Below are 23,485 nucleotides of genomic sequence, written 5' to 3' on the forward strand. Positions count from 1 at the left end.
TCTATTTGTTAAATTATTTTGTGATATTTATTAACTTCTTTGTTGCTATTATTTATTATTTCCAACTAACTCATCACTTATTAATGAATAAATTGAAGACACCATCAAATATTTATTTAACCAACTGTATATAATATTTAGCTATAAGAAGAAACTGGAGGTTATATGAGTATTAGTCGTCGTTCTTTTATTAAGGGGATGGGTATAGGATGTGTTGGGTGTACGGTGGGAAGTTTACCACCAGGGGCCCTCGCACTTAATCCAGTAACATCTCTTAAGGGTCAGTCTAAATTAACACCAAGTTTGTGTGAGATGTGTTCTTACCGTTGTCCTATAGAAGCTCAGGTTGTTAATAACAAAACTGTCTTTATCCAAGGTAACCGAAATTCACCACATCAAAAAACTCGAGTCTGTGCGAGAGGAGGCAGTGGTGTTAGCCTTATTTATGATCCGAAACGCATTGTAAAGCCCATGAAACGCAAAGGCCCTAGAGGTGCCGGAGAATGGGAAGTTATTAGCTGGGAACAAGCTTATACAGAAATTGCCGAAAAGATGGCAAGCATCAAACAACATTATGGTGCTGAAAGTATCTTTTTCTCATCAAAATCAGGCTCTCTTTCCTCTCATTTATTTCATTTAGCGGCGGCATTTGGGTCACCAAACACCTTTACGCATGCATCAACTTGTCCTGCGGGCAAAGCCATTGCTGCATCGGTAATGATGGGTGGTGATTTAAAAATGGATCTCGCAAATTCTAAATATATTCTTTCTTTTGGTCATAATCTTTATGAAGGAATTGAAGTTGCAGAAACCTATGAATTAATGACGGCACAAGAGCGTGGTGCAAAATTAGTCAGTTTTGATCCTCGATTGTCCGTTGTTTCCAGTAAAGCAAATGAGTGGTTTGCTATCCGACCAGGAGGCGACTTACCTGTTCTAATGGCCATGTGTCATATTATGGTAAAAGAAAATCTTTATGATAAAGATTTTATAGAAAAATTTACTGTCGGTTTCCCTCAATTGGTGGAAGTATTACAAGATACCACGCCTGAATGGGCACAAGCTCACTCTGATGTTCCCGCAAAAGATATTATTCGCATAACACGTGAAATTGCAGCTAAAGCTCCTCACGCATTAGTCATGCCAGGCCATCGCGCAACCTTTAATAAAGATGAAATTAATATGCGCAGAATGATCTTCACCTTCAACGCCCTACTGGGAAATATTGAACGTGAAGGTGGCATGTATCAAAAGAAAGCTGCTGCAAAATATAATAAATTAGCGGGCATCGACGTTGCCCCTGAATTAGCTAAACCAACCGTTAAAGGCATGCCTAAAATTACGGCAAAACGCGTCGATGCTACAGCACCTCAATTTAAATATATCAATAAAGGCGGTGGTATTGTTCAATCTATCATTGACTCCACACTCCATGGTGTACCTTACCAAACCAAAGCTTGGATTATGTCACGCCATAATCCATTTCAAACAGTAAGTTGCCGACCTGATCTAGAAAAAACAGCCCAAAAACTCGACTTAATTGTCAGTTGTGATGTGTATTTAAGTGAAAGTGCATCTTATGCAGATTATCTGTTACCAGAAAGCACTTATTTAGAAAGAGATGAAGAGATTTCTGATGTCTCTGGTTTAAATCCTGCTTATGCATTAAGACAACAAGTTGTCGAACCTATTGGTGATACCAAACCAAGTTGGTTAATTTGGATGGAATTAGGAAAAAAACTGGGGTTAGCAAGTTATTATCCTTGGGAAAACATGGGAGTTCGTCAACTTTATCAAGTTAAAGGGGATGAAAATCTCTATAAAGAGATCCACCAAAAAGGCTATTTATCTTATGGTATTCCGCTACTTTTACGTGAACCATCCTATGTAAAAGCCTTTGTTGCACAATACCCAGATGCTATCAAACATGTTGATAGTAACAATATGATGGAAAAATCTCTTTCTTTTAAATCACCAAGTGGTCTTATTGAGATCTATTCGGAAGAGTTAGAAAGTCTATTAGAGAATTATGGTATTCCTCGTTTCCATAACTTCCCATTAAAACAAAAAGATGAACTCTATTTTATCCAAGGAAAAGTCGCAGTACATACCAATGGTGCGACTCAATATGTACCTTTATTAGCAGAGCTAATGTGGAAAAATCCTGTCTGGTTACATCCTGATACCGCAAAAAGTCATGGAATTAAGCATGGTGATGAGATCATTTTAGAAAATAGCGTAGGCAAAGAAAAAGCCCATGCCTTAATTACCACAGGTATTCGTCCTGACACAGTGTTTGTCTATATGGGTTCAGGCTCTAAGACCGGCGAAAAAACGCCAGCAACCACAAATGGGATCCACTGCAGTAGTTTATTACCTCATGAAATTAGCCCTGTTTCAGGCACTGATGTACATACTTCAGGCGTCAAAATTAGTCTGGCTTAAGGAAAAAAATAACGATGAATAGCAACTCTAAACAATTTGTCATGCTACACGATGAAAAACGTTGCATTGGCTGCCAAGCTTGTACCGTAGCATGTAAAGTCATCAATGATATTCCTGAAGGATACAGCCGATTACAAGTACAAATTCAAGGCCCTCCCTCATAATGATGAGGCAGGAGATCCACATTACCAATTTTTCCGAGTTTCCTGTCAACATTGTGAAGATGCGCCTTGCGTTTCTGTCTGCCCTACAGGTGCTTCATTTATTGATGAAAATGGCATTGTACAGGTTAAAAAAGAGCTCTGTATTGGCTGTGATTACTGTGTTGGTGCTTGTCCTTATCACGTTCGATATATCAATCCATTAACACACATTGCCGATAAATGTAATTTCTGTGCTGATACTCGACTAACAGAAGGTGAGTTACCCGCTTGTGTAACGGTATGTCCAACTGATGCATTGGCATTTGGTCGCATTGACTCACCCGAGATCCAAGCTTGGATCAAACAGAAATCCGTTTATCAATACCAATTAGATAATGTCGGAAAACCAAATTTATTCCGCCGTAAAGAGATCCATCAGGGAGATAAAGCATGACAAGTATCTGGGGAGCCGAACTCTATTATACGCCAGATTACTGGCCTGTATGGTTAATTGCAGCAGGTTTGATCATTGTCGCCATGATAGCCATATTGGTGCTACATGGTTTTTTACGTTATGCACTGGCACCTAAGCAAAGTGGTCACTATGAAGAAGAGCGTGTTTACTTATACTCTAAAGCCATTCGTTTTTGGCATTGGGGTAATGCCTTACTGTTCATTCTTCTATTAATCAGTGGATTGTTAGGCCATTTTTCTATCGGTAATGTTCCATCGATGGTACTACTACATAAAATCTGTGGTTTTATTCTCATCGCTTTTTGGATAGGTTTTGTTGTAATTAACCTAACCACAAATAATGGTGTACATTACAAAGTCAGACCACAAGGATTAATTGGACGCTGTATCAAGCAAGCTCGCTTTTATCTTTATGGTATTATGAAAGGTGAACCACATCCTTTTGCCGCGACTGCAACAGATAAATTTAACCCTCTCCAACAACTTGCTTACTTAGGTGTTATGTTTGGGTTAGTTCCACTACTTCTTATCACAGGCGTACTATGCTTATACCCTGAAGTCCTAGGTTATGGCTATTGGATGTTAAAAGTACACTTTATATTAGGCATCGTTGCACTCATGTTTATTTGTGCGCACTTCTACTTATGTACTTTAGGCGATACTTTTACACAAACATTCCACAGCATGATTGATGGGCATCATCGACATCAAAAACATGGTGAAAGCACAACAACAAAAAATTGATAATTAGCTTTTGATAATTATTAATATCCCCATGCCTGCTTACCGAGCAGGCATTTTTACGTATTGGTATTTTTAGCTAAGATCACTGATACGTAAAAATACAGAATATTCTCCTATTCACTACGATTTTTTTATTTATTATTAACAGAACAAAATTGATATAGCTTAATTTTCTAAAAATGAATCTTTTTATGATGATATTCTACTAAATTAGTATTTTTTTGAACTAGCTAGTTTTTATTTTTACTAAAATTTTTTATATATTAAAAAATATAATTAACCAATCTTTTATATAAAGATTTTTTAGTCATAAATAACAGTAAAAAATAGCGACAAAAAAGATATGTTATAGGTAATGGTCAATATTATTATACTAATGGAATAATTTAGATATTCTTATTACTGTTAAAAAATAAAAATGCCCATTAAGGGCATTTTATTTAGATTCAAGGCGTAAATGATAATAAGATAATTCTTATTATTAAATAATTAGATTAACACTCTCATAAGAATCATCTTATTTATCTAATTATTTGTATACTAGCTAACTTTCTAATTAAAAGCTTACAATCAGAAAATAGAAAGAGCCTTATTGTCGAAATGAGCTGGGATATGTTGTTCATTATTCTCAGGAACATCAACCATACCCCCCATAACATCTTCAAAGAAGTTACCTATATTAATGCCTAACACATCAAGGACTTTAACTAAGCAATCAATGTCGATACGATTAACTCCGCGTTCGTAGCGAAATAATTGCTGTTCACTAATATCGATTTCTTTTGCTAACTGAAATACGGTATAACCTTGAGATTTTCTTAATGATTTTATTTTTTGTCCAACAGCGTAAGCAACTGGATACTTGTTACTCATAATATGTTCTCGCTTTTCACTTTGATTGATATCTAATTTATAATAGTGCGGGCCATCATTAATAATATATGAAAAAATATAATATCATGGGCACCTTTTTTAATTTTATTAAAATAATATTTTGACTTGATAAGAGTATTACAATTCATAACAACACTTATCATATGTAAATAATATACTACGCATTTAAACACTTTCAACCAGTCAAAAAATGACAATAATAACTAACACCTTTACTCTCACTAGTTATTAATACCTAGGAGAAGTCACAAATCCAATATTAATCAATAGGTTATAATATATTAAATATAAATATAGTCTTTTTTTATCTTTAGAATTACTCATGTATTAGATTTATATTCTATTAATGCAATAATTTACGAATAAATATATCAAATTGACAAAAAAATAATCAATAAATTTCAGTCTAATTTATTTAAATTTGTGAATTAACCTCGTTAATAGAACATTTTTTACATTTTTACAAAAAATATTGAGCAATCTCAATAAATTCTAATTAATACAAAATGACACAGATTAAAACCAATAGAAACAATTAGTTACATAATTTTCATAAAGTAATAGAACTCAATCTAATTTTAAACATTTGTTAATTAATTTATATAAGCATAAACACTTAGCGTTAGAGTACTTATTAAATTTAAATAAATTTCCAATTATTATTTACTATAATTTGAATTATAATTTCCGTTATGGATTATTATTTATTTATATTTTTTCTTGTTCTCTTATTAAAGATAATCCAAATAGAAAAAGACCATAAAAAGAAGAATAAATGATAAAAACTATTTTATATCATATGGTTATAATACATTTCTTAATTTATAGAACATCTAATGTTCTACTAAAAACATGCCAGCATAGCTTTTTGCCACCTTCCGCAAACCACATATTTAAACAAAAGAACTTCTTATCAGTTATTGTAACTTAGGGTAAATATTTGCTATATTAAGCTGTTAAATGACCATTTAACAATGATCTCATTTTGTTAAAAATTCAAAATTAGATAATCCTTTAATCCTAAGTGTAAATACTTATTTCTTATAAAGTGTATTTTTGCCTCTCTGCAAACATTAATATTTTTATATAATTTATCTTTCTGCTATATACACAATTTTCTCTTTTTTCGTGTAAAAAAGGAATTTCCCCCTTTAAGACAACATCTAAACAAATGAAAATGTCGTTTATTGGCATAGATCATTTTCTTTTGAATTCATAAGGATAGCGACTTGATAAAAATCAACAATTAAAATAAACGTTTAAAATCAACAAATTAATATAAAAATTTTGTTCAAAAAATAGCACCAAAAAAAACGATATTTCAGAAAAAACACATAATAATTTTTAATTAAAAAGATAATTTGGTTACTAACCACATAAAAATATTAAGGGTGTTTACTGTAAAGGATAATTTTGAATTATTTTTATTTTAACCCATATAAAAACCATAATACGTATAATTAACTAATAATAAAAAAATACTTTTTTTTTAAAATTAATTTAAAAATCTTATCTATATCAAGGCGATAAAAAATGAATATCCTTGACGTTGCTATTTTTAAACTATCTTATAAGCAATTAAATAACCTATGTGCACTCAATAAAAGTATCATCTTAGCTATTTCTCTCAGTAATTTTGCTAATCCTTTTAAATAATCATTTCATCATCAATATTTTTAACACTACTAGTAGGGTAAATAAGTCGGTAATCAACCCCTGATAGCACAAAAATAATTCAGACCGATAAATAGGAGAACAGAACAGGGATCACAGCTCGATATAAAACCACCAAGTAGACAGATAGATAGACAGATAGACAGATAGACAGATAGATAGATAGATAGGTCGATGTAGTCTAGTAACAGACCTGAATACAAAATGAGCGCTATGGATAATAGATAAGGATAATAGATAAGGATAAGGATAAGGATAAGGATAAGGATAAGGATAAGGATAAGGATAAGGATAAGGATAAGGATAAGGATAAGGATAAGGATAAGGATAAGGAATAATAAAAGAATTTTTATCGAATGATATAAAAAGAAGTGGTGGGCGGTATTGGGCTCGAACCAACGACCTCCTCCTTGTAAGGGAGATGCTCTACCAACTGAGCTAACCGCCCGCTTAATTATTAAATGGTGGGTCGTGGGCGACTCGAACGCCCGACCAATTGATTAAAAGTCAACTGCTCTACCGACTGAGCTAACGACCCATTTAATAATTTTACGTAAAACTTGAGGTAGTATTGTGAATGGTGGGTCGTGGGCGACTCGAACGCCCGACCAATTGATTAAAAGTCAACTGCTCTACCGACTGAGCTAACGACCCATCACAATGTTCACTACTCTTTGTTGTATATTTAGGAATGGTGGGTCGTGGGCGACTCGAACGCCCGACCAATTGATTAAAAGTCAACTGCTCTACCGACTGAGCTAACGACCCATACCTAACTGTGTGATATTGCGTAAAATAACCGGATGAAGTGGTGGGCGGTATTGGGCTCGAACCAACGACCTCCTCCTTGTAAGGGAGATGCTCTACCAACTGAGCTAACCGCCCACTTCATAATGACTAAATTCTCATTACCACGCTTTAATGTAATTGGTGGGCGGTATTGGGCTCGAACCAACGACCTCCTCCTTGTAAGGGAGATGCTCTACCAACTGAGCTAACCGCCCAATTACATTAAATAATACAACTATCACAACGAATAATAATGGTGGGCGGTATTGGGCTCGAACCAACGACCTCCTCCTTGTAAGGGAGATGCTCTACCAACTGAGCTAACCGCCCGTCGTGATGGGGTGCATTATAGGGATACTGCGCTATGAGTCAACGATTTTTATCGGTTTTTTATCGTAAAAATGATCGTTCGTTTTATTTTTAGTCAAGATGCTTTTTTTAGCACCATAACTGACACAGCAATTAACCAAAATAATCCGTTGTTGTTACTTCGTCAAACAAAAAATAACCTATTTGAAATTTTTCTGCAGGTTAAAAGCTTAATGCCATTGAGGAATTAGCATCCAGTGATAAAATAAAGCAACAATTTCGTTTTTTTGATAATCACGGTTACTTATCTTCTATTTTTGGCTCCTTATATAAGAAAGAATATAAGTAAAACGTACTAAGGCAATCTCAATGAGTAAAATAAAAACCCGTTTTGCACCAAGTCCTACAGGCTATCTACATGTTGGTGGTGCTCGTACTGCACTGTATTCCTGGTTATTTAGCCGTCACAACAAGGGTGAGTTTGTACTGCGTATTGAAGACACCGATTTAGAACGTTCTACTCAACCTGCCATTGATGCAATTATGGACGGTATGAATTGGTTAAATCTAAACTGGGATGAAGGTCCTTACTATCAAACCAAACGCTTTGATCGTTATAATCAAGTTATCGATCAAATGTTAGCAGCTGGTACTGCTTATCGTTGTTATTGTTCTAAAGAACGTTTAGAGAAACTACGTGAAGATCAAATGGCGAAAGGTGAGAAACCTCGCTACGATGGTTGTTGCCGTCACGGTGATCACAACCATACCCCAGATGAACCTCATGTAGTTCGTTTTTTAAATCCTCAAGAAGGATCTGTGATTTTTAATGACAAAATTCGTGGCCCGATTGAGTTTAGTAACCAAGAGCTTGATGACTTAATTATCCGTCGTACTGATGGTTCGCCTACCTATAATTTCTGTGTAGTGATTGATGACTGGGATATGGAAATTACACACGTTATTCGTGGTGAAGATCATATCAACAATACCCCACGTCAGATCAATATATTAAAAGCACTTGGTGCTCCAGTACCTGAATATGCACACGTATCCATGATCTTAGGTGATGATGGTAAAAAATTATCTAAACGCTATAACGCAGTAAGTGTAATGCAATATCGTGATGACGGTTATTTACCAGAAGCGTTATTAAATTACTTAGTACGTTTAGGTTGGTCTCATGGCGACCAAGAGATCTTTAGCATCGATGAAATGATTAAAGATTTCACTTTAGAAGCTATTAGTAAATCAGCAAGTGCATTTAATACTGACAAATTACTTTGGTTAAACCATCACTATATTAATACCTTACCTGCTGAACAAGTAGCCGTACACCTAGATTGGCATATCAAACAACAAAATATTGATACTAGTAATGGCCCATCACTGGTTGAATTGATTAAATTACTCGGCGAGCGTTGCAAAACATTAAAAGAGATGGCGGAAAGTTGTCACTACTTTTATGTTGACTTTGATAGTTTCGAAGAAACCGCGGCGAAAAAACACTTACGTCCTGTCGCTCGTCAACCATTAGAAGTAGTTCGTGATAAATTATCAGCAATTACTGATTGGACAGCGGAAAATGTACATAAAGCAATCCAAGAAACCGCTGAAGAATTAGAAGTTGGTATGGGTAAAGTCGGTATGCCTCTACGTGTTGCTGTCACAGGTGCGGGCCAATCTCCTGCACTAGATGTTACTGTTCATGCTATTGGTAAAGCTCGTAGCATCGCTCGTATTAATAAAGCATTAGATTTTATTACTGACAGAGAAAATCAAGCTTAATTGAGCTGATTATCTTATTTCACAACGAAGAGTCGTCACTTATTTTTAAGCGGCGACTCTTTTTTTGTATTCTTTTTCATCAATCAATAAATAATGTGAGATTAAGTGATTGACAGCATTGTGCTTGTTGCCTATTATCAAGCCCGTTCCAGTATGTTGGGGCTATAGCTCAGCTGGGAGAGCGCTTGCATGGCATGCAAGAGGTCAGCGGTTCGATCCCGCTTAGCTCCACCAATATACTTTTGAACAATCCATTATGTGGGGTTATAGCTCAGTTGGGAGAGCGCTTGCATGGCATGCAAGAGGTCAGCGGTTCGATCCCGCTTAGCTCCACCAGAATCTTAAGATCCTGAAGAGAAATCTTCAGGATTTTTTATTTTCACCAATGTATTCACTTAATTAGTGATTCACACTACCCGCAAAGATAAAACTACTGCGCAGTATATCCCCCATCTACCGCATAAAAAGCGCCTGTTGAAAAACTACTCTCATCTGAAAGTAAAAAAGCCACCATATTAGCCACTTCTTTTCGCGTTGCCATTCTCTTCATCGGATGTGTTGATGCCATCCATTGACGAACTTCATCCGGTAACTGTTGCATTCGCGGTGTGTCTACATACCCAGGCCCTATTGCATTCACACGTATACCTTGCTGTGCAAATTCCAAGGCAGCTGAACGGGTGATCCCTAACACAGCATGTTTGGCTGCAGTATAAGCAGAAATACCGGCAATACCGACAATACCATTTGTCGAAGATAAATTAACGATACTCCCTCCACCACTTCTTAGTAAGGCCGGAATACCATATTTCAATCCGTAAAATACGCCGTTAATATCGGTATCCATAACCGCTTTCCAATCATCAATATTATAATCAACAATCGATGTATTATGCGGACCTGTAATACCTGCATTATTCACTAATCCATGTAATGCGCCTGTTTGTGCTAATATTGCTTCAAACATGCTTTTAACTTGCTCAGGTGATGTCATATCTGCTTGTAATGCTATGACTTTTTCACCTGTAGGATCGATTGTGTAAGCGGTTTTTTTAACCTGTTCTAATTGTCGCCCACTTATAAAGACTGTTGCACCCGCTTGATATAATCGTTGGGCAACGCCTTCCCCTACTCCTGTTGCAGCCCCAGTCACTAACACCGTTTTGCCTTCAAAATAACTCATATTCACCTCAGTTCACTTAGTTTAAGTAATTAACTTTAGTTAATCATGTTAAATAGGATATTTGATTAACTAAAGTTAATCAATATAAATTTTCTTCAGCTAAAATGAGCTGTTATTATTAACTTCAATTAATTTGATAGAAAAATGTAGGTACTAATGGAGCAACTTGAGCTAGAAAATGCCCTATCGCTTTTACAGTGTACTCTGGTTGCACAACGCACCCGTTATACACCAGAGCAAGTAACTTGGGGACAATATGATATTTTAGAATTATTGCGTTTACGCGGTGATTTAACGCCCTCTCAACTTTGTGAAATTTTAGCTATCTCACGCCAAAATTTATCTAAGTTTATGCGAGGATTAAAATCATTAGGTTTTATTGCTCAGGATCGTTCTAAGAAAGATAAACGTGAATTAATTACGCATTTAACAGATGAAGGTAAAGCTTTTTTAGCAAGAGCCGCTTTAGGCCGAAAACAGAACGCACAGAAGCTACAAGCGCAATTAACACCTGCAGAACAAGCTATGTTTATTGAATTGAGTCATAAAGTTATTAACGCACTAATAGCGGATAAGTTACCTACAGAGCCTGATTAATGCGACTGCTTTAATGGTTTTAGTAACCCTTCTAAGCCATCAATTTTAATTGCTAGGGTCATTTCCATTAGTTGCCCTAGCTTTCCTTCAGGGAAGGTGCCTTTCTTGGCAAACCACAATAAATACTCTTCAGGTAAATCCACCAGCATTCGCCCTTTATATTTACCAAATGGCATTTGTGTGTTGGCTATATCTATAAGATGCTGTTTTTCTAGCATGATCTCTATCGCTTTATCGAGAAGGAATGATAAGGATTATAAGGTAATTTAACGATAAAAAAAGCAGTACCGACGGGTACTGCTTGATTTATGTTACATGATAACTAAGTTATCCATCTTACATTGTTATTTATTTCACATGCTATCTGTCTTATCTCAATGATTAAACAAACAGGCCTGTGATAGCAGCAGATAAGAAGCTAACTAGCGTAGAACCAAATAGTAATTTAAGACCAAAACGAGAAACCACATTACCTTGCATTTCGTTCAGACCTTTAATAGCCCCTGCAACAATACCGATAGAAGAGAAGTTAGCAAATGAGACTAAGAAGACAGATAAGATCCCAACAGAGCGAGGTGTTAATTCAGCAGCCAGATCTTGCAAGCTTCCCATCGCGACGAATTCATTAGAGACTAATTTAGTTGCCATCACACTACCTACACGTAATGCATCTTGCTCAGGTATACCAATCACCCATGCTAATGGATAGAACACATAACCTAAGCAATCTTGGAAACTAATACCGAAAATCATACTAAAGATAGCGTTTACCGCAGCAATTAATGCGATAAAACCAATCAACATTGCCGCAACGATTAAAGCAACTTTGAAACCAGCTAAGATATATTCACCTAACATTTCGAAGAAGCTTTGACCTTCATGCAGATTCCCCATCTGGATATCTTCTTCATTTTCAACAGAATATGGGTTAATCACTGATAGGATAACGAAAGTACTGAACATATTCAGAACCAGTGCAGCAACAACGTATTTAGGATCAAGCATAGTCATATAAGCACCAACAATTGACATTGATACCGTAGACATCGCTGTCGCCGCCATAGTGTACATACGGCGCTGAGACATTTTGCCCAATACATCTTTATAAGCGATAAAGTTCTCAGATTGGCCAAGTACTAAGGAGCTAACCGCATTAAACGATTCTAGTTTCCCCATACCGTTCACTTTGGACAGCACTGTACCGATAATGCGGATCACGAAAGGCAATACTTTGATATGTTGCAAAATACCAATTAATGCAGAAATAAAGATGATAGGACATAATACATTCAAGAAGAAGAATGCTAGACCACCTTTCATCATACCACCGAAGACGAACTCAGTACCTTGTGCGGCATAACCTAATAAGTGATCAAATAGCCCAGCGAAACCACGGACAAAGCCTTCACCAATATCAGAATTGAGGAAGAACCATGCCAATGCGATTTCAATAATTAATAACTGCACAATATAACGCAGACGGATCCCTTTGCGGTTATTACTTGCAATAAATGCTAATGCACCAATAACTGCGAGAGCCAAAACAAAGTGAATGATAGAAGACATGCATGCTCCAAAAATAAAAATAAATCTTGGAGAGCATTTTATGTAACGCGTAACATTACGATGTGATTATTGTCACAATACAGTGAAACCATATACACACTATTTATTAAATAAGATAGGTTGATCACACTTTAGGAGTAACTTAAGTAACACGAAATGTGAATTTAGCTTAAATTAAAGATGCTACTGAGAACTGCTCTCAATAGCATCTAAGTTTATTGTAAACGATTATTTAGATTGATCAAGCAAGCGGATCATTTCGTCTTCATCAATAACAGTAATACCTAATTCATTTGCTTTGGCTAATTTAGAACCCGCCGCTTCACCAGCAATGACCATATCTGTCTTTTTCGAAACACTACCACTCACTTTTGCACCAAGTGCAACTAATCTATCTTTTGCTTCATCTCGCGTTAATTGAGAAAGAGAGCCTGTCAGCACGACTGTTTTACCAGCAAAAGGATTATCACCTGCTTCATGAGTAGCCACAACCGGTGCCGGCCAAGTAATGCCAATGTCATTAACAAGTTGATCAATCACATTTTTATTATGTTCTTCTTGGAAAAAATTAACCACATGCTTTGCAACAATATCACCCACATCAGGAACTGCCTTTAAGGCTTCAATATTTGCTTCACGTAATGCCTCTAATGAAACAAAATGAGCGGTTAATCCATTGGCCGTTGCTTCTCCTACTTCACGAATACCAAGGGCATAGATAAAACGGGCAAAAGTGGTTGATTTTGCTTTTTCTAATGCATTAAGCAGTTTTTTGGCTGATTTCTCCCCCATACGTTCTAAACCAGATAAGATCTTTTCATCTAAACGGAATAAATCAGCCGGTGTTTTGACATACTCTTTTTCAACCAATTGGTCGATAATTTTATCTCCCATGCCGTCAACATCCATCGCACGACGAGAAACGAAATGTTTAAGCGCCTCTTTACGTTGCGCTGCACAAATTAATCCCCCCGTGCAGCGGGCAACAGCCTCACCTTCTATACGCTCAATATCAGATTGACAAATAGGGCATTGGGTTGGAAAAACAATTTCTTGTGCATTCTCAGGGCGTTTTTCTTCAATCACACTCACAACCTGAGGAATAACATCGCCTGCACGGCGAATAACCACCGTATCACCAATACGTAATCCTAAACGTTCAATTTCATCAGCATTATGAAGTGTGGCATTACTGACTATTACCCCTGCCACTTGTACGGGATCTAAACGAGCGACAGGTGTAATCGCCCCTGTACGCCCCACTTGAAATTCAACATCTTTAATCACCGTCATCTGCTCTTGGGCTTGGAATTTGTAAGCAATCGCCCAACGGGGAGCACGAGACACAAATCCCAACTCTTCTTGTAGAGCTATATCATCTACTTTGATAACCACACCATCAATATCAAAGCCTAGATTAGGGCGAATTTCTGCTACATGATGGTAAAAATCAAGTACAGCTTTAGTTCCGGTACATAATTTAATAGCATCACTAACAGGTAATCCCCATTTTTTAAATTGCTGTAAGCGTGCATAATGACTTGTCGGTAATTCACCGCCTTCAAGCACGCCAACACCATAACAGAAGAAAGTCAAAGGGCGCTTGGCTGTAATACGAGGATCTAACTGACGTAATGAACCCGCTGCTGCATTACGAGGATTAGCAAATACTTTTCCTCCCGTGCGTCGAGCTTCTTCATTTAAATGCTCAAACCCTTTTTCAGTCATAAAGACTTCTCCACGAATTTCAATTCGTGCGGGGATATTATCGCCATATAAACGCAAAGGAATGGCTTTAATGGTTCTGACATTCTCAGTAATATTTTCTCCAGTGGTACCATCACCACGGGTTGCAGCTTGTACTAAGCGACCATTTTCATACAGTAGACTTACCGCAAGTCCATCTAATTTTAATTCACAACAAAAAGTGATCTCTTCATTATTTTTCAGACGTTCACGTAAACGTTTATCAAATGCTAAATAGGTTGTTTCATCAAAAGCATTATCTAAAGAGAGCATTGGAATTTCATGTCTAACTTGCTCAAAAGCCGTTAAAGGTAATGCCCCTACCCGTTGAGTAGGAGAATCTGGGGTAATGAGTTCAGGATGTTCGGCTTCTAATGCTTTTAGCTTATTCATTAAGCGATCGTATTCAGCATCAGGAATTTCAGGTGCGTCCATGACATGATAGAGATATTCATGGTGACGTAGTGTAACGCGAAGTTCATCAATTTGTTGTTGAATATTTTGATTCATGAGGTATCACCAAAGAAAGAAAAGCCCCCGCAAGCGGGGGCTGAGGTTGTTGGCAATGTGAGAAAAACCAAGTTTCCCCACTTTGTATTATCAGCCGAAAATCAAGTCATTAATTTTCCTGATTTCTTTAAATCTATCCAACCTAGCACCGCAAGCGAGCTTTTGATAAAAAGACTATTGATGTAAATCTAGTGTTCTACGAATTCTAGATTTATAAAGTTCAATTTTTTGTGGTGTTAACAGTTTGCGCTCTTCATCAAGCACAACACCGCCCACATCAGAGGCAATACGCTGAGCTGCTTGCAACATCAATTTAAAGTTTTGGTTAGCATCACCATAAGATGGCACCATCATAAACATGGATACGCCAGGCGTGGTTAATTCAGCCATCGTATCAATATTGAAAGTACCCGGTTTTACCATATTGGCAAGACTAAACAATACAGGGCCATTACCCGTCGGGTTAAGATGTCGATGGAAAATATTCATCGCACCAAACTGGAAACCCGCTTGAATAATGCTCTGCATTAACACCTCACCGTCAAGCATTTGACCATGATGAGCGCTGACATTTAATACTAATACCAGCTCTTCTTCTGCTTTTGGCTCTTCTGTTCCGGATAAAGCTTGCTCAGCTTGTTTCACATCAGATGAGGTTTCAGCATCCAATGGCCTATCTGTATCAGTGGTATGTATTTCATCACTAGCAACAGAGTTCGACGATACTGGCACTGGCTCTACATCGGCAAGTTTTGTCTCACTAATATCACCTTCTTTTACATCAGCATGGTTTACCTCTACCTCGGGTATCGGTTGTTTTTGCTGAGGCGCAGAGTCATTATTTTGTTCAATAACATCAAAAACACCAAGACTAGGCTCTCGTTGTAATGAAGTATCGTTAGAATGTCCCTGTGCTGGTGTTCCAGACATAAGTGGATCTTTATCTGCAACTGAGGATTGTGGCGCAAGTGTTGGCTCCGATTTAACCGGTGGCACACTTTGAGCCTCCTGCGTTGAAGTTAAAGACGACATCTGATGATTTGCCTCAGTATACTGGGGTTCATCATCGTTCTCATCTGACTGATAATTCTGTTTCTGACGTTTTACTGGGCGATTACGGAAAAGCTTAGAACGCTCTTTTCGACCAATCCATAAGCCGTGTAATAACAAAGCTATGATTAAAATCGCACCAACAACGATTAATATCAGACGCAAATTTTGCTGCATCATTTCTATCTCTGTTGTCTTGAGGTTTAATAGCCACAATGGCGAATATTACTTTTACTAAGAGTATTTGCCAATGCTTATAAGTGCAAGCCAATACTTAATTTTCTTGTCACAAAGATACACTCTTCAATACCTTATGCGCATTTTTTAGACAATTTATCACTAGTAAGGCTGATTATCTCTCTATATGATACTAGCTTGCCCTTATAGGAGAGAATAGGAAGTATGACAAATTTGACAGAATCGACCAAAAATTTAAATGGATTTCACTATTTTGCACTTGGGTGGCGATTAATTACTCGCCCGGGTCTAAAACGTTTTGTTATTTTACCCTTACTTGCCAATATTATTATTCTCGGTAGTGCCTTTTGGTGGTTATATGGCCAGATTGGTGAAATGGTCAATTGGATGATGGAAAAAGTCCCTGATTGGCTACAGTGGTTAAGCTATGTTATCTGGCCACTGTCAGTTATTTTTATTTTGCTGGTCTTTACCTATTTCTTTAGCACCATAGCCAATATTATCGCTTCGCCTTTTAATGGATTATTAGCGGAAAAATTAGAAGGCCAAATAACGGGTATTAATCCTCCGGATACCGGCTTATTAGGTATTACAAAAGATATTCCACGTATTTTAAAACGAGAAATCATCAAGGTCGTTTATTATTTGCCAAGAGCCATTGTATTGTTATTGCTCTATTTTGTTCCCGTTGTTGGACAAACTATCGCCCCAATTCTTTGGTTTATATTTGGTGCTTGGATGATGGCAATCCAATATAACGACTTTCCATTCGATAACCATAAAGTCTCTTTCGCCAATATGAAATCAACGCTGAAAAAAGACAAATGGAACAATTTACAATTTGGTATGGTAATTAATATCTTCACTATGATCCCAATCTTAAACCTAGTCATTATGCCGGTTGCAATTTGTGGTGCCACTGCCATGTGGTGTGATCGATATCGTCATCAACATGTACAAGCAGGCCAGTGGTAATACCACTGGTTTCATTGTGATTAGAATCTTTTGGAATAAAAAGTAAAAAAAGTTATAAGGATATTCATAAAGCTTATTTCCATCTTTTGCTTGATGGCGTATGGTAATTTCATCTGACCTTATAAAAAATCATGTACCGAGGATAAAAATGAGCAAAATTTTCGAAGATAACTCGCAAACTATTGGCCATACCCCCCTAGTTCGTTTAAAACATTTCGGTAATGGCAATATCTTAGCTAAAGTAGAATCTCGTAATCCAAGCTTTAGTGTAAAATGCCGTATCGGTGCAAATATGATTTGGGATGCAGAAAAAAAAGGTATCCTGAAACCCGGCGTAGAGCTAGTTGAGCCAACCAGTGGTAATACTGGGATTGCCTTGGCTTATGTAGCTGCTGCACGTGGCTATAAGCTGACACTGACTATGCCTGATACCATGAGTATTGAGCGCCGTAAATTATTAAAAGCATTAGGTGCTAACCTTGTGTTAACTGAGGGCGCTAAAGGTATGAAGGGAGCGATTGATAAAGCGAACGAAATTCGTGATAGCGATCCTAGCCGTTACCTTCTACTACAACAATTTAGTAATCCAGCAAACCCAGAAATTCATGAGAAAACCACAGGCCCTGAAATTTGGAATGACACTGATGGCAAAGTTGATGTAGTTATCGCAGGTGTCGGAACGGGTGGTACCATCACGGGTATTGGTCGCTATTTGAAAAATACTCAAGGTAAAGCTGTCACCATGGTTGCGGTAGAACCTAAAGATTCTCCTGTTATTAGCCAAGCATTAGCAGGTGAAGAAATTAAGCCTGGTCCACATAAAATCCAAGGTATTGGTGCAGGTTTTATCCCTGAAAACTTAGAGTTATCACTATTAGATCGCGTGATCCAAATTACTAACGAAGAAGCATTTGAAACAGCTCGTGACGTTATGACCAAAGAAGGTATTTTAGCGGGTATTTCATCCGGTGCGGCAATTGCGGCTGCAGTGAAATTAGCTAAAGAGCCAGAATTTGCTAATAAAGAAATCGTAGTGATTTTACCTTCTTCAGGTGAACGTTATCTCAGCACCCCACTTTTTGCTGATATCTCTGACAGCTAAATCGCGTCACCTAAAATGTAAAATTTTTATTAAAAAAGCACCTTCAGGGTGCTTTTTTTGTGGTAGAGATCAAACTTTGTTATCCAGATAGGTGATTTATTCTGTCGAGTTTAGTATTTAATCAAGTAATTATTTCGAAGGTCGAAATTAATCAGAAAATAGGCAAGTGATAAAAACAGCACTGCTTTCAATTTCTGGGGACTATTTTTATCGGATAACGTAACATGGCTTATATTATCTGATATTGCTACGCAAAGCAGGACAATTTCATCTACACTTACTAAGTCCTGACTTAATGTGAATAATTGAGTTATAAAAGGAAAAAATCCTATGTACCAGCAAGAAGTTACTATTACAGCACCAAACGGCTTACATACTCGTCCTGCAGCACAGTTAGTAAAAGAGGCTAAAACTTTCTCTTCTGATATTAGCCTTATTTCTGGTGGTAAATCAGCCAGCGCGAAGAGCTTATTCAAATTACAAACTTTAGGATTAACCCAAGGTACTGTAGTCACTATTTCTGCTGAAGGCGAAGATGAAAAACAAGCAGTAGAACATTTAGTTAAGTTAATGGCTGAGTTAGAGTAATCCAGTTACCTTTCGCTATTCATTAACGTCCTATTTTCCCCTGAAAATCGCTCAGGGGAATTTATAACTCGATGATTTTAAAACAGCAGTGTCTCTTGATCCTATTTTTTTAAAATTATCACCAGCAAGTCGTAGGATAAATTATGATTTCAGGAATTTTAGCTTCACCGGGTATCGCATTTGGTCAAGCTCTTCTACTTAAAGAAGAACCTATTATTATTAGCCAACGTAAAATCCAAAGTGACGAAGTTGACACCCAAATCGAACGTTTTAAAGATGGTCGTAATAAATCAGCGCAACAACTAGAAATCATTAAAGCCCGTGCTGAAAAAAATCTTGGTGCCGATAAAGCTGAGATTTTTGAAGGCCATATTATGTTATTAGAAGATGAGGAACTCGAACAAGAGATCATATCCCTCATCAAAAGTGACAAGAAAACCGCAGAAGCAGCGGTTCAATCTGTTATTGAAGATCAGGCAACCGCATTAGAAGCCTTAGATGATGAGTACTTAAAAGAGCGTGCGGCTGACGTTCGTGATATTGGTAAGCGCTTAATGCGTAATATCTTAGAGATGCCAATTATCGATTTAAGTGCTATTTCTGAAAAAGTGATTTTAGTTGCTACAGATTTAACGCCATCAGAAACAGCGCAGCTTAGCTTAGACAATGTGTTAGGCTTTATCACTGACTTAGGGGGTAGAACATCACACACCTCTATCATGGCGCGCTCTTTAGAGATCCCAGCGATTGTTGGTACATCTAATGCAACAGAAACCATTAAAAAAGAAGATTATCTGGTTCTTGATGCGATTAACAATAAAATCATTATTAATCCTTCTGATGAAGAGCTCGAAGCATTAAAGGCTATCAAAGAAGAGTACCTACATGAAAAAGAAGAGCTGGCAAAACTAAAAGATTTACCAGCAATTACCCTTGATGGGCATCAAGTTGAAGTTTGCGCTAATATAGGTACTGTACGTGATGTCGCAGGTGCTGAGCGTAATGGTGCGGAAGGTGTTGGACTCTATCGTACTGAATTCCTATTTATGGATAGAGATTCCTTACCAACAGAAGAAGAGCAATTCCAAGCTTATAAAGCTGTGGCTGAAGCTGTAGGCAGTCCTGCGGTCATTATCCGTACTATGGATATTGGTGGCGATAAAGACTTACCTTACATGAATTTACCGAAAGAAGAGAATCCATTCTTAGGTTGGCGTGCAATTCGTATTTGTCTTGACCGCAAAGAGATCCTTCATCCACAATTACGTGCTATCTTAAGAGCGTCTGCTTTTGGTAAACTACGTATTATGTTTCCAATGATTATCTCTGTTGAAGAGATCCGAGCATTGAAAGCGGAACTTGAAATACTGAAAAGCCAGCTTCGTGAAGAAAATAAGCCTTTTGATGAATCTATCGAAGTTGGTGTTATGGTTGAAACGCCAGCAGCGGCTGTTATGGCTCGCCATATGGCAAAAGAAGTTGACTTTTTCAGTATTGGGACTAACGATCTAACACAATATACTCTGGCTGTAGACCGTGGAAATGAGCTGATATCTCATCTATATAATCCAATGTCACCTGCTGTACTTAATCTGATTAAACAGGTGATTGATGCATCACACGCTGAAGGTAAATGGACTGGAATGTGTGGTGAGCTTGCCGGGGATGAACGGGCAACAATGTTGCTTCTGGGCATGGGATTAGATGAGTTTAGTATGAGTGCTATATCAATTCCTCGCATCAAAAAAATTATTCGTAACGCCAATTTTGATGATGCAAAAGCACTGGCAGAGCAAGCACTTGCTCAGCCGACTGCAAAGGAATTAATGGACTTAGTAGAAACTTTTACTAAAGAAAAAACACTGTGCTAATAACGTTAGCCAGAGCCCGGTCCCAACTAAAATAATTAGGAGAAGATTCATGGGTCTGTTTGATAAATTAAAATCACTGGTTTCAGAGGAAAAGAAAGGCAGTGGCACGATTGATATTGTTGCACCACTTTCTGGTGAAATCGTCAATATCGAAGATGTTCCTGATGTTGTTTTCGCTGAAAAAATTGTAGGTGACGGTATTGCTATCAAACCTGCTGGTCATAAAATTGTTGCACCAGTTGATGGTACTATCGGTAAAATTTTCGAGACTAACCATGCTTTCTCTATTGAGTCTGACAACGGTATCGAATTATTTGTCCACTTCGGTATCGACACAGTTGAACTAAAAGGTGAAGGATTTAAACGTATCGCTGAAGAAGGTCAACAAGTTAAAGTCGGTGATACTGTTTTAGAATTTGATTTAGCTGTTTTAGAAGAAAAAGCAAAATCGGTATTAACACCGGTTGTAATTTCTAATATGGATGAAATCCAAGGTTTAACTAAAATGACAGGCCCAGTAACTGTTGGTGAAACCGTTGTAATGCAGATCAAAAAATAATTTTTAATCTGTTCTCACTTTTAAACCGCCACATTTCCTCTGTGGCGGTTTTTATATGCAAGCGAATGAGCTTTAACGAGCGCAGAAAACTCAACCAAACACCCCAGTTGATAAATAGCGATCGCCTCTATCACAAATAATCGCCACAATCACAGCCCCTGGGTTCTCTTTAGCAACGCGTATTGCACCAGCTACGGCTCCCCCAGAACTAACGCCACAGAATATACCTTCTTTACTCGCTAATAGGCGCATGGTTTGTTCTGCTTCTGTTTGGGACATATCTATAACACTATCAACCAACTCTTTTCGAAAAATACCGGGTAAATAGGCTGGAGACCAACGACGAATACCCGGAATTTGACTTTTTTCTTCCGGTTGTAAACCGACAATTTTTACTGTGTCCGATTGTGTTTTTAGGTAACTCCCCACCCCAGTTATCGTACCTGTTGTTCCCATGCTAGAAACAAAATGGGTAATACGCCCTTGAGTCTGTTGCCAAATTTCAGGGCCAGTTGAAGTAAAATGCGCTCGAGGGTTATCGGGGTTATTAAACTGATCTAATACCTTGCCTTCACCTTTACGCTCCATTTCTTGCGCTAAATCTCTCGCCCCTTCCATACCAATTTCGCGGCTAACCAAAATAAGCTCGGCGCCATACGCTTGCATGGATGCTTGACGCTCTTTACTCATATTTTCTGGCATTAATAATTTTAGTCGATAACCTTTTACTGCCGCTATCATCGCTAAAGCAATCCCTGTATTACCACTGGTTGCCTCAATTAATGTATCGCCAGGTTTAATTTCACCGCGTAATTCAGCTTGCTCAATCATCGATAACGCGGCTCTATCTTTCACAGAACCCGCCGGATTATTGCCTTCAAGCTTAACCCATATTTCTGCATCTAATCCTTGTGAAAGTCGTTGTAATTTGACCAATGGTGTATTACCAATAAATTGTTCTAAGCCTGCCACAATAAATCCCTGATCATTTATTTGTTTGTATTAATGAAGAAATCATATTTAACTTATTAACGCAATAAAATTAACATTTTTTAATAGATTTTATTCTTTTTCGTGCAATAGCCTGTATAGTCAGTTTTACTCAATAGCCAAAATACCCATGCAAAAAAATCTGCATGGGCAGTCATTAACTGTAATAAAAGAATAATGCTACTTTTTAATTAAGCTGTGTATGCCAGTGAAACTGTTGTTAAGGGACGATCTTGTGCATATAACCGCGCTTTCGCACCGCCCATATAGTAAATATCACCTTTATGGGGTATTGATGTCATATCATTCCATACCGCGCTAATTGGCGTATTTCCCCATTCAATAGGCTGTAAAACCAATTGCCAATAGTGTCCTTTAGGAGTCACTTCTATTACTTTGACGGGAAGTTTACATAAGCTATCACTATGCGGGCTAAGTGAGATTTCCCAAGGACGTAAAAAAACATCAACTTTGCCTTGATAGAGCGGCGTAACCGATAAAGGTAAGTGATAGCCAGCAATTTGTAATTGCGCACCATTAATTTCACCTTGGAGATGATTAACATCTCCGAGAAATTCTAAAACAAAGCGACTTTCAGGCGTGTGCCAAACTTGTTGCGGTGTACCCACTTGTTCGATTTTGCCATTTCCCATAATAACGATGCGATCAGCGACTTCCATTGCTTCTTGTTGATCATGGGTGACAAAAACACTGGTAAATTTAAGCTCACTATGTAATTCCCGTAGCCAACTGCGTAATTCAGTTCTCACTTTGGCATCTAACGCACCAAAAGGCTCATCGAGTAATAAAATTTGCGGCTCTACAGCCAATGCTCTCGCTAAAGCTACGCGCTGTTTTTGCCCCCCTGAAAGTTGTGCAGGATAACGCTGTGCTAAATGAGGCAGTTGGATCATCTCTAATAATTGCGTGACTTTTTTATCAATCGCGGCTTTGTTAGGACGTTCGCGACGTGGTAATACGCTTAAGCCAAAGGCAATATTTTCAAATACCGTCATATGGCGAAACAGTGCATAGTGTTGGAAAACAAACCCAACTTTGCGCTCGCGGGCATGTAAACGACTGACATCTTGCCCTGCAAAACAGATTTTACCTTCCGTTTGATGCTCAAGTCCTGCAATGATACGTAATAGAGTAGTTTTACCTGAGCCTGATGGCCCCAATAGCGCCATCATCTCACCGGAATTGACCGTTAAATTCACGTCATGCAACACTTCAGTGCGATCAAAATATTTTGTGACATGATTAATTTCAATACTCATATTTTGCCCC

At 37.6% G+C, this 23,485-nt stretch carries 17 protein-coding genes, 9 tRNA genes and 1 pseudogene; 12 read left to right on the plus strand and 15 right to left on the minus strand.

The window, feature by feature from the left end; genetic code table 11:
* Positions 1-165: 165 nt before the first annotated feature.
* The 3 genes and pseudogenes from phsA to phsC all read left to right on the plus strand — a co-directional run bounded on the left by phsA (position 166) and on the right by phsC (position 3,806).
* Positions 166-2,445 (plus strand): thiosulfate reductase PhsA, encoded by a 2,280-nt coding sequence (gene phsA, locus PMI_RS08900; RefSeq protein WP_012368115.1) that lies wholly within the window; start codon positions 166-168, stop codon positions 2,443-2,445.
* Positions 2,446-2,459: 14 nt separating this feature from the next.
* Positions 2,460-3,042, plus strand: a pseudogene (locus PMI_RS08905) (4Fe-4S dicluster domain-containing protein).
* Entirely contained in the window at positions 3,039-3,806 is a 768-nt protein-coding gene (phsC, locus tag PMI_RS08910) for a thiosulfate reductase cytochrome B subunit (RefSeq protein WP_004248413.1), read from the plus strand. Before PMI_RS08905 ends, phsC begins: the two are co-directional and overlap by 4 nt.
* 570 nt (positions 3,807-4,376) lie before the next feature.
* Here phsC and PMI_RS08915 read toward each other — a convergent pair.
* The 8 genes from PMI_RS08915 to PMI_RS08955 all read right to left on the minus strand — a co-directional run bounded on the left by PMI_RS08915 (position 4,377) and on the right by PMI_RS08955 (position 7,493).
* On the minus strand, positions 4,377-4,679 hold the full coding sequence (locus tag PMI_RS08915; protein ID WP_004243781.1) for a helix-turn-helix domain-containing protein: 303 nt from the start codon (positions 4,677-4,679) through the stop codon (positions 4,377-4,379).
* A 2,067-nt stretch (positions 4,680-6,746) separates the two neighbouring features.
* A tRNA-Val gene (locus PMI_RS08925) sits at positions 6,747-6,822 on the minus strand.
* A gap of 14 nt (positions 6,823-6,836) precedes the next feature.
* Positions 6,837-6,912: transfer RNA gene (locus PMI_RS08930), tRNA-Lys, on the minus strand.
* Positions 6,913-6,952: 40 nt separating this feature from the next.
* Positions 6,953-7,028, minus strand: a tRNA-Lys gene (locus PMI_RS08935).
* A 38-nt stretch (positions 7,029-7,066) separates the two neighbouring features.
* Positions 7,067-7,142 (minus strand) — tRNA-Lys (locus PMI_RS08940).
* A gap of 41 nt (positions 7,143-7,183) precedes the next feature.
* Positions 7,184-7,259, minus strand: a tRNA-Val gene (locus PMI_RS08945).
* Positions 7,260-7,302: 43 nt separating this feature from the next.
* Positions 7,303-7,378, minus strand: a tRNA-Val gene (locus tag PMI_RS08950).
* 39 nt (positions 7,379-7,417) lie between these two features.
* Positions 7,418-7,493 (minus strand) — tRNA-Val (locus tag PMI_RS08955).
* Positions 7,494-7,841: 348 nt separating this feature from the next.
* Between PMI_RS08955 and gltX the strand changes: the two genes are divergently transcribed.
* From gltX to PMI_RS08970, 3 genes are all read left to right on the plus strand, one after another.
* Positions 7,842-9,260: a glutamate--tRNA ligase gene (gltX, locus tag PMI_RS08960; RefSeq protein ID WP_012368116.1), complete on the plus strand. Its 1,419-nt coding sequence runs from the start codon at positions 7,842-7,844 to the stop codon at positions 9,258-9,260.
* 158 nt (positions 9,261-9,418) lie between these two features.
* Positions 9,419-9,494: transfer RNA gene (locus PMI_RS08965), tRNA-Ala, on the plus strand.
* 26 nt (positions 9,495-9,520) lie between these two features.
* Positions 9,521-9,596, plus strand: a tRNA-Ala gene (locus tag PMI_RS08970).
* Between the two features lie 94 nt (positions 9,597-9,690).
* On the opposite strand, the gene PMI_RS08975 is transcribed toward PMI_RS08970, so the two are convergent.
* A complete protein-coding gene (locus PMI_RS08975; RefSeq protein WP_012368117.1) occupies positions 9,691-10,443 on the minus strand; it encodes an SDR family NAD(P)-dependent oxidoreductase in 753 nt (250 codons plus the stop codon).
* A 156-nt stretch (positions 10,444-10,599) separates the two neighbouring features.
* On the opposite strand from PMI_RS08975, the gene PMI_RS08980 reads away from it, so the two are divergent.
* Positions 10,600-11,040 carry a MarR family winged helix-turn-helix transcriptional regulator gene (locus tag PMI_RS08980; RefSeq protein ID WP_004248417.1) on the plus strand — a complete coding sequence of 147 codons (441 nt, stop codon included), beginning with the start codon at positions 10,600-10,602 and terminating at the stop codon, positions 11,038-11,040.
* On the opposite strand, the gene PMI_RS08985 is transcribed toward PMI_RS08980, so the two are convergent.
* The 4 genes from PMI_RS08985 to zipA form a co-directional block, all read right to left on the minus strand.
* On the minus strand, positions 11,037-11,258 hold the full coding sequence (locus PMI_RS08985) for a DUF3820 family protein (protein ID WP_012368118.1): 222 nt from the start codon (positions 11,256-11,258) through the stop codon (positions 11,037-11,039). The two genes, PMI_RS08980 and PMI_RS08985, sit on opposite strands and share 4 nt — an antisense overlap.
* 163 nt (positions 11,259-11,421) lie before the next feature.
* Positions 11,422-12,606, minus strand: coding sequence for a NupC/NupG family nucleoside CNT transporter (locus PMI_RS08990; RefSeq protein WP_004248418.1), 1,185 nt, complete (start codon positions 12,604-12,606; stop codon positions 11,422-11,424).
* Between the two features lie 228 nt (positions 12,607-12,834).
* Entirely contained in the window at positions 12,835-14,862 is a 2,028-nt protein-coding gene (gene ligA, locus PMI_RS08995) for an NAD-dependent DNA ligase LigA (protein ID WP_004248419.1), read from the minus strand.
* 174 nt (positions 14,863-15,036) lie between these two features.
* On the minus strand, positions 15,037-16,092 hold the full coding sequence (gene zipA / locus PMI_RS09005) for a cell division protein ZipA (RefSeq protein WP_012368119.1): 1,056 nt from the start codon (positions 16,090-16,092) through the stop codon (positions 15,037-15,039).
* Between the two features lie 222 nt (positions 16,093-16,314).
* Here zipA and cysZ point away from each other — a divergent pair, with 222 nt between their 5' ends.
* The 5 genes from cysZ to crr all read left to right on the plus strand — a co-directional run bounded on the left by cysZ (position 16,315) and on the right by crr (position 21,205).
* On the plus strand, positions 16,315-17,085 hold the full coding sequence (cysZ, locus tag PMI_RS09010) for a sulfate transporter CysZ (protein WP_004243796.1): 771 nt from the start codon (positions 16,315-16,317) through the stop codon (positions 17,083-17,085).
* A 148-nt stretch (positions 17,086-17,233) separates the two neighbouring features.
* Entirely contained in the window at positions 17,234-18,187 is a 954-nt protein-coding gene (cysK, locus tag PMI_RS09015) for a cysteine synthase A (protein WP_004248422.1), read from the plus strand.
* A 330-nt stretch (positions 18,188-18,517) separates the two neighbouring features.
* A complete protein-coding gene (gene ptsH / locus PMI_RS09020; RefSeq protein ID WP_004243798.1) occupies positions 18,518-18,775 on the plus strand; it encodes a phosphocarrier protein Hpr in 258 nt (85 codons plus the stop codon).
* Between the two features lie 143 nt (positions 18,776-18,918).
* Positions 18,919-20,646: a phosphoenolpyruvate-protein phosphotransferase PtsI gene (gene ptsI, locus PMI_RS09025; RefSeq protein ID WP_004243799.1), complete on the plus strand. Its 1,728-nt coding sequence runs from the start codon at positions 18,919-18,921 to the stop codon at positions 20,644-20,646.
* Between the two features lie 49 nt (positions 20,647-20,695).
* Positions 20,696-21,205, plus strand: a complete 510-nt coding sequence (gene crr, locus PMI_RS09030; protein WP_004243800.1) for a PTS glucose transporter subunit IIA — start codon at positions 20,696-20,698, stop codon at positions 21,203-21,205.
* A 90-nt stretch (positions 21,206-21,295) separates the two neighbouring features.
* Here crr and cysM read toward each other — a convergent pair whose 3' ends face one another.
* The gene (cysM, locus tag PMI_RS09035) at positions 21,296-22,177 is read right to left on the minus strand and encodes a cysteine synthase CysM (protein WP_004243801.1); all 882 of its coding nucleotides are present in this window, start codon (positions 22,175-22,177) and stop codon (positions 21,296-21,298) included.
* A gap of 209 nt (positions 22,178-22,386) precedes the next feature.
* Positions 22,387-23,475 (minus strand): sulfate/thiosulfate ABC transporter ATP-binding protein CysA, encoded by a 1,089-nt coding sequence (gene cysA / locus PMI_RS09040; RefSeq protein WP_004248424.1) that lies wholly within the window; start codon positions 23,473-23,475, stop codon positions 22,387-22,389.
* Between the last annotated feature and the right edge of the window lie 10 nt (positions 23,476-23,485).

It is taken from the genome of Proteus mirabilis HI4320, assembly GCF_000069965.1.
GTDB lineage: Bacteria > Pseudomonadota > Gammaproteobacteria > Enterobacterales > Enterobacteriaceae > Proteus > Proteus mirabilis.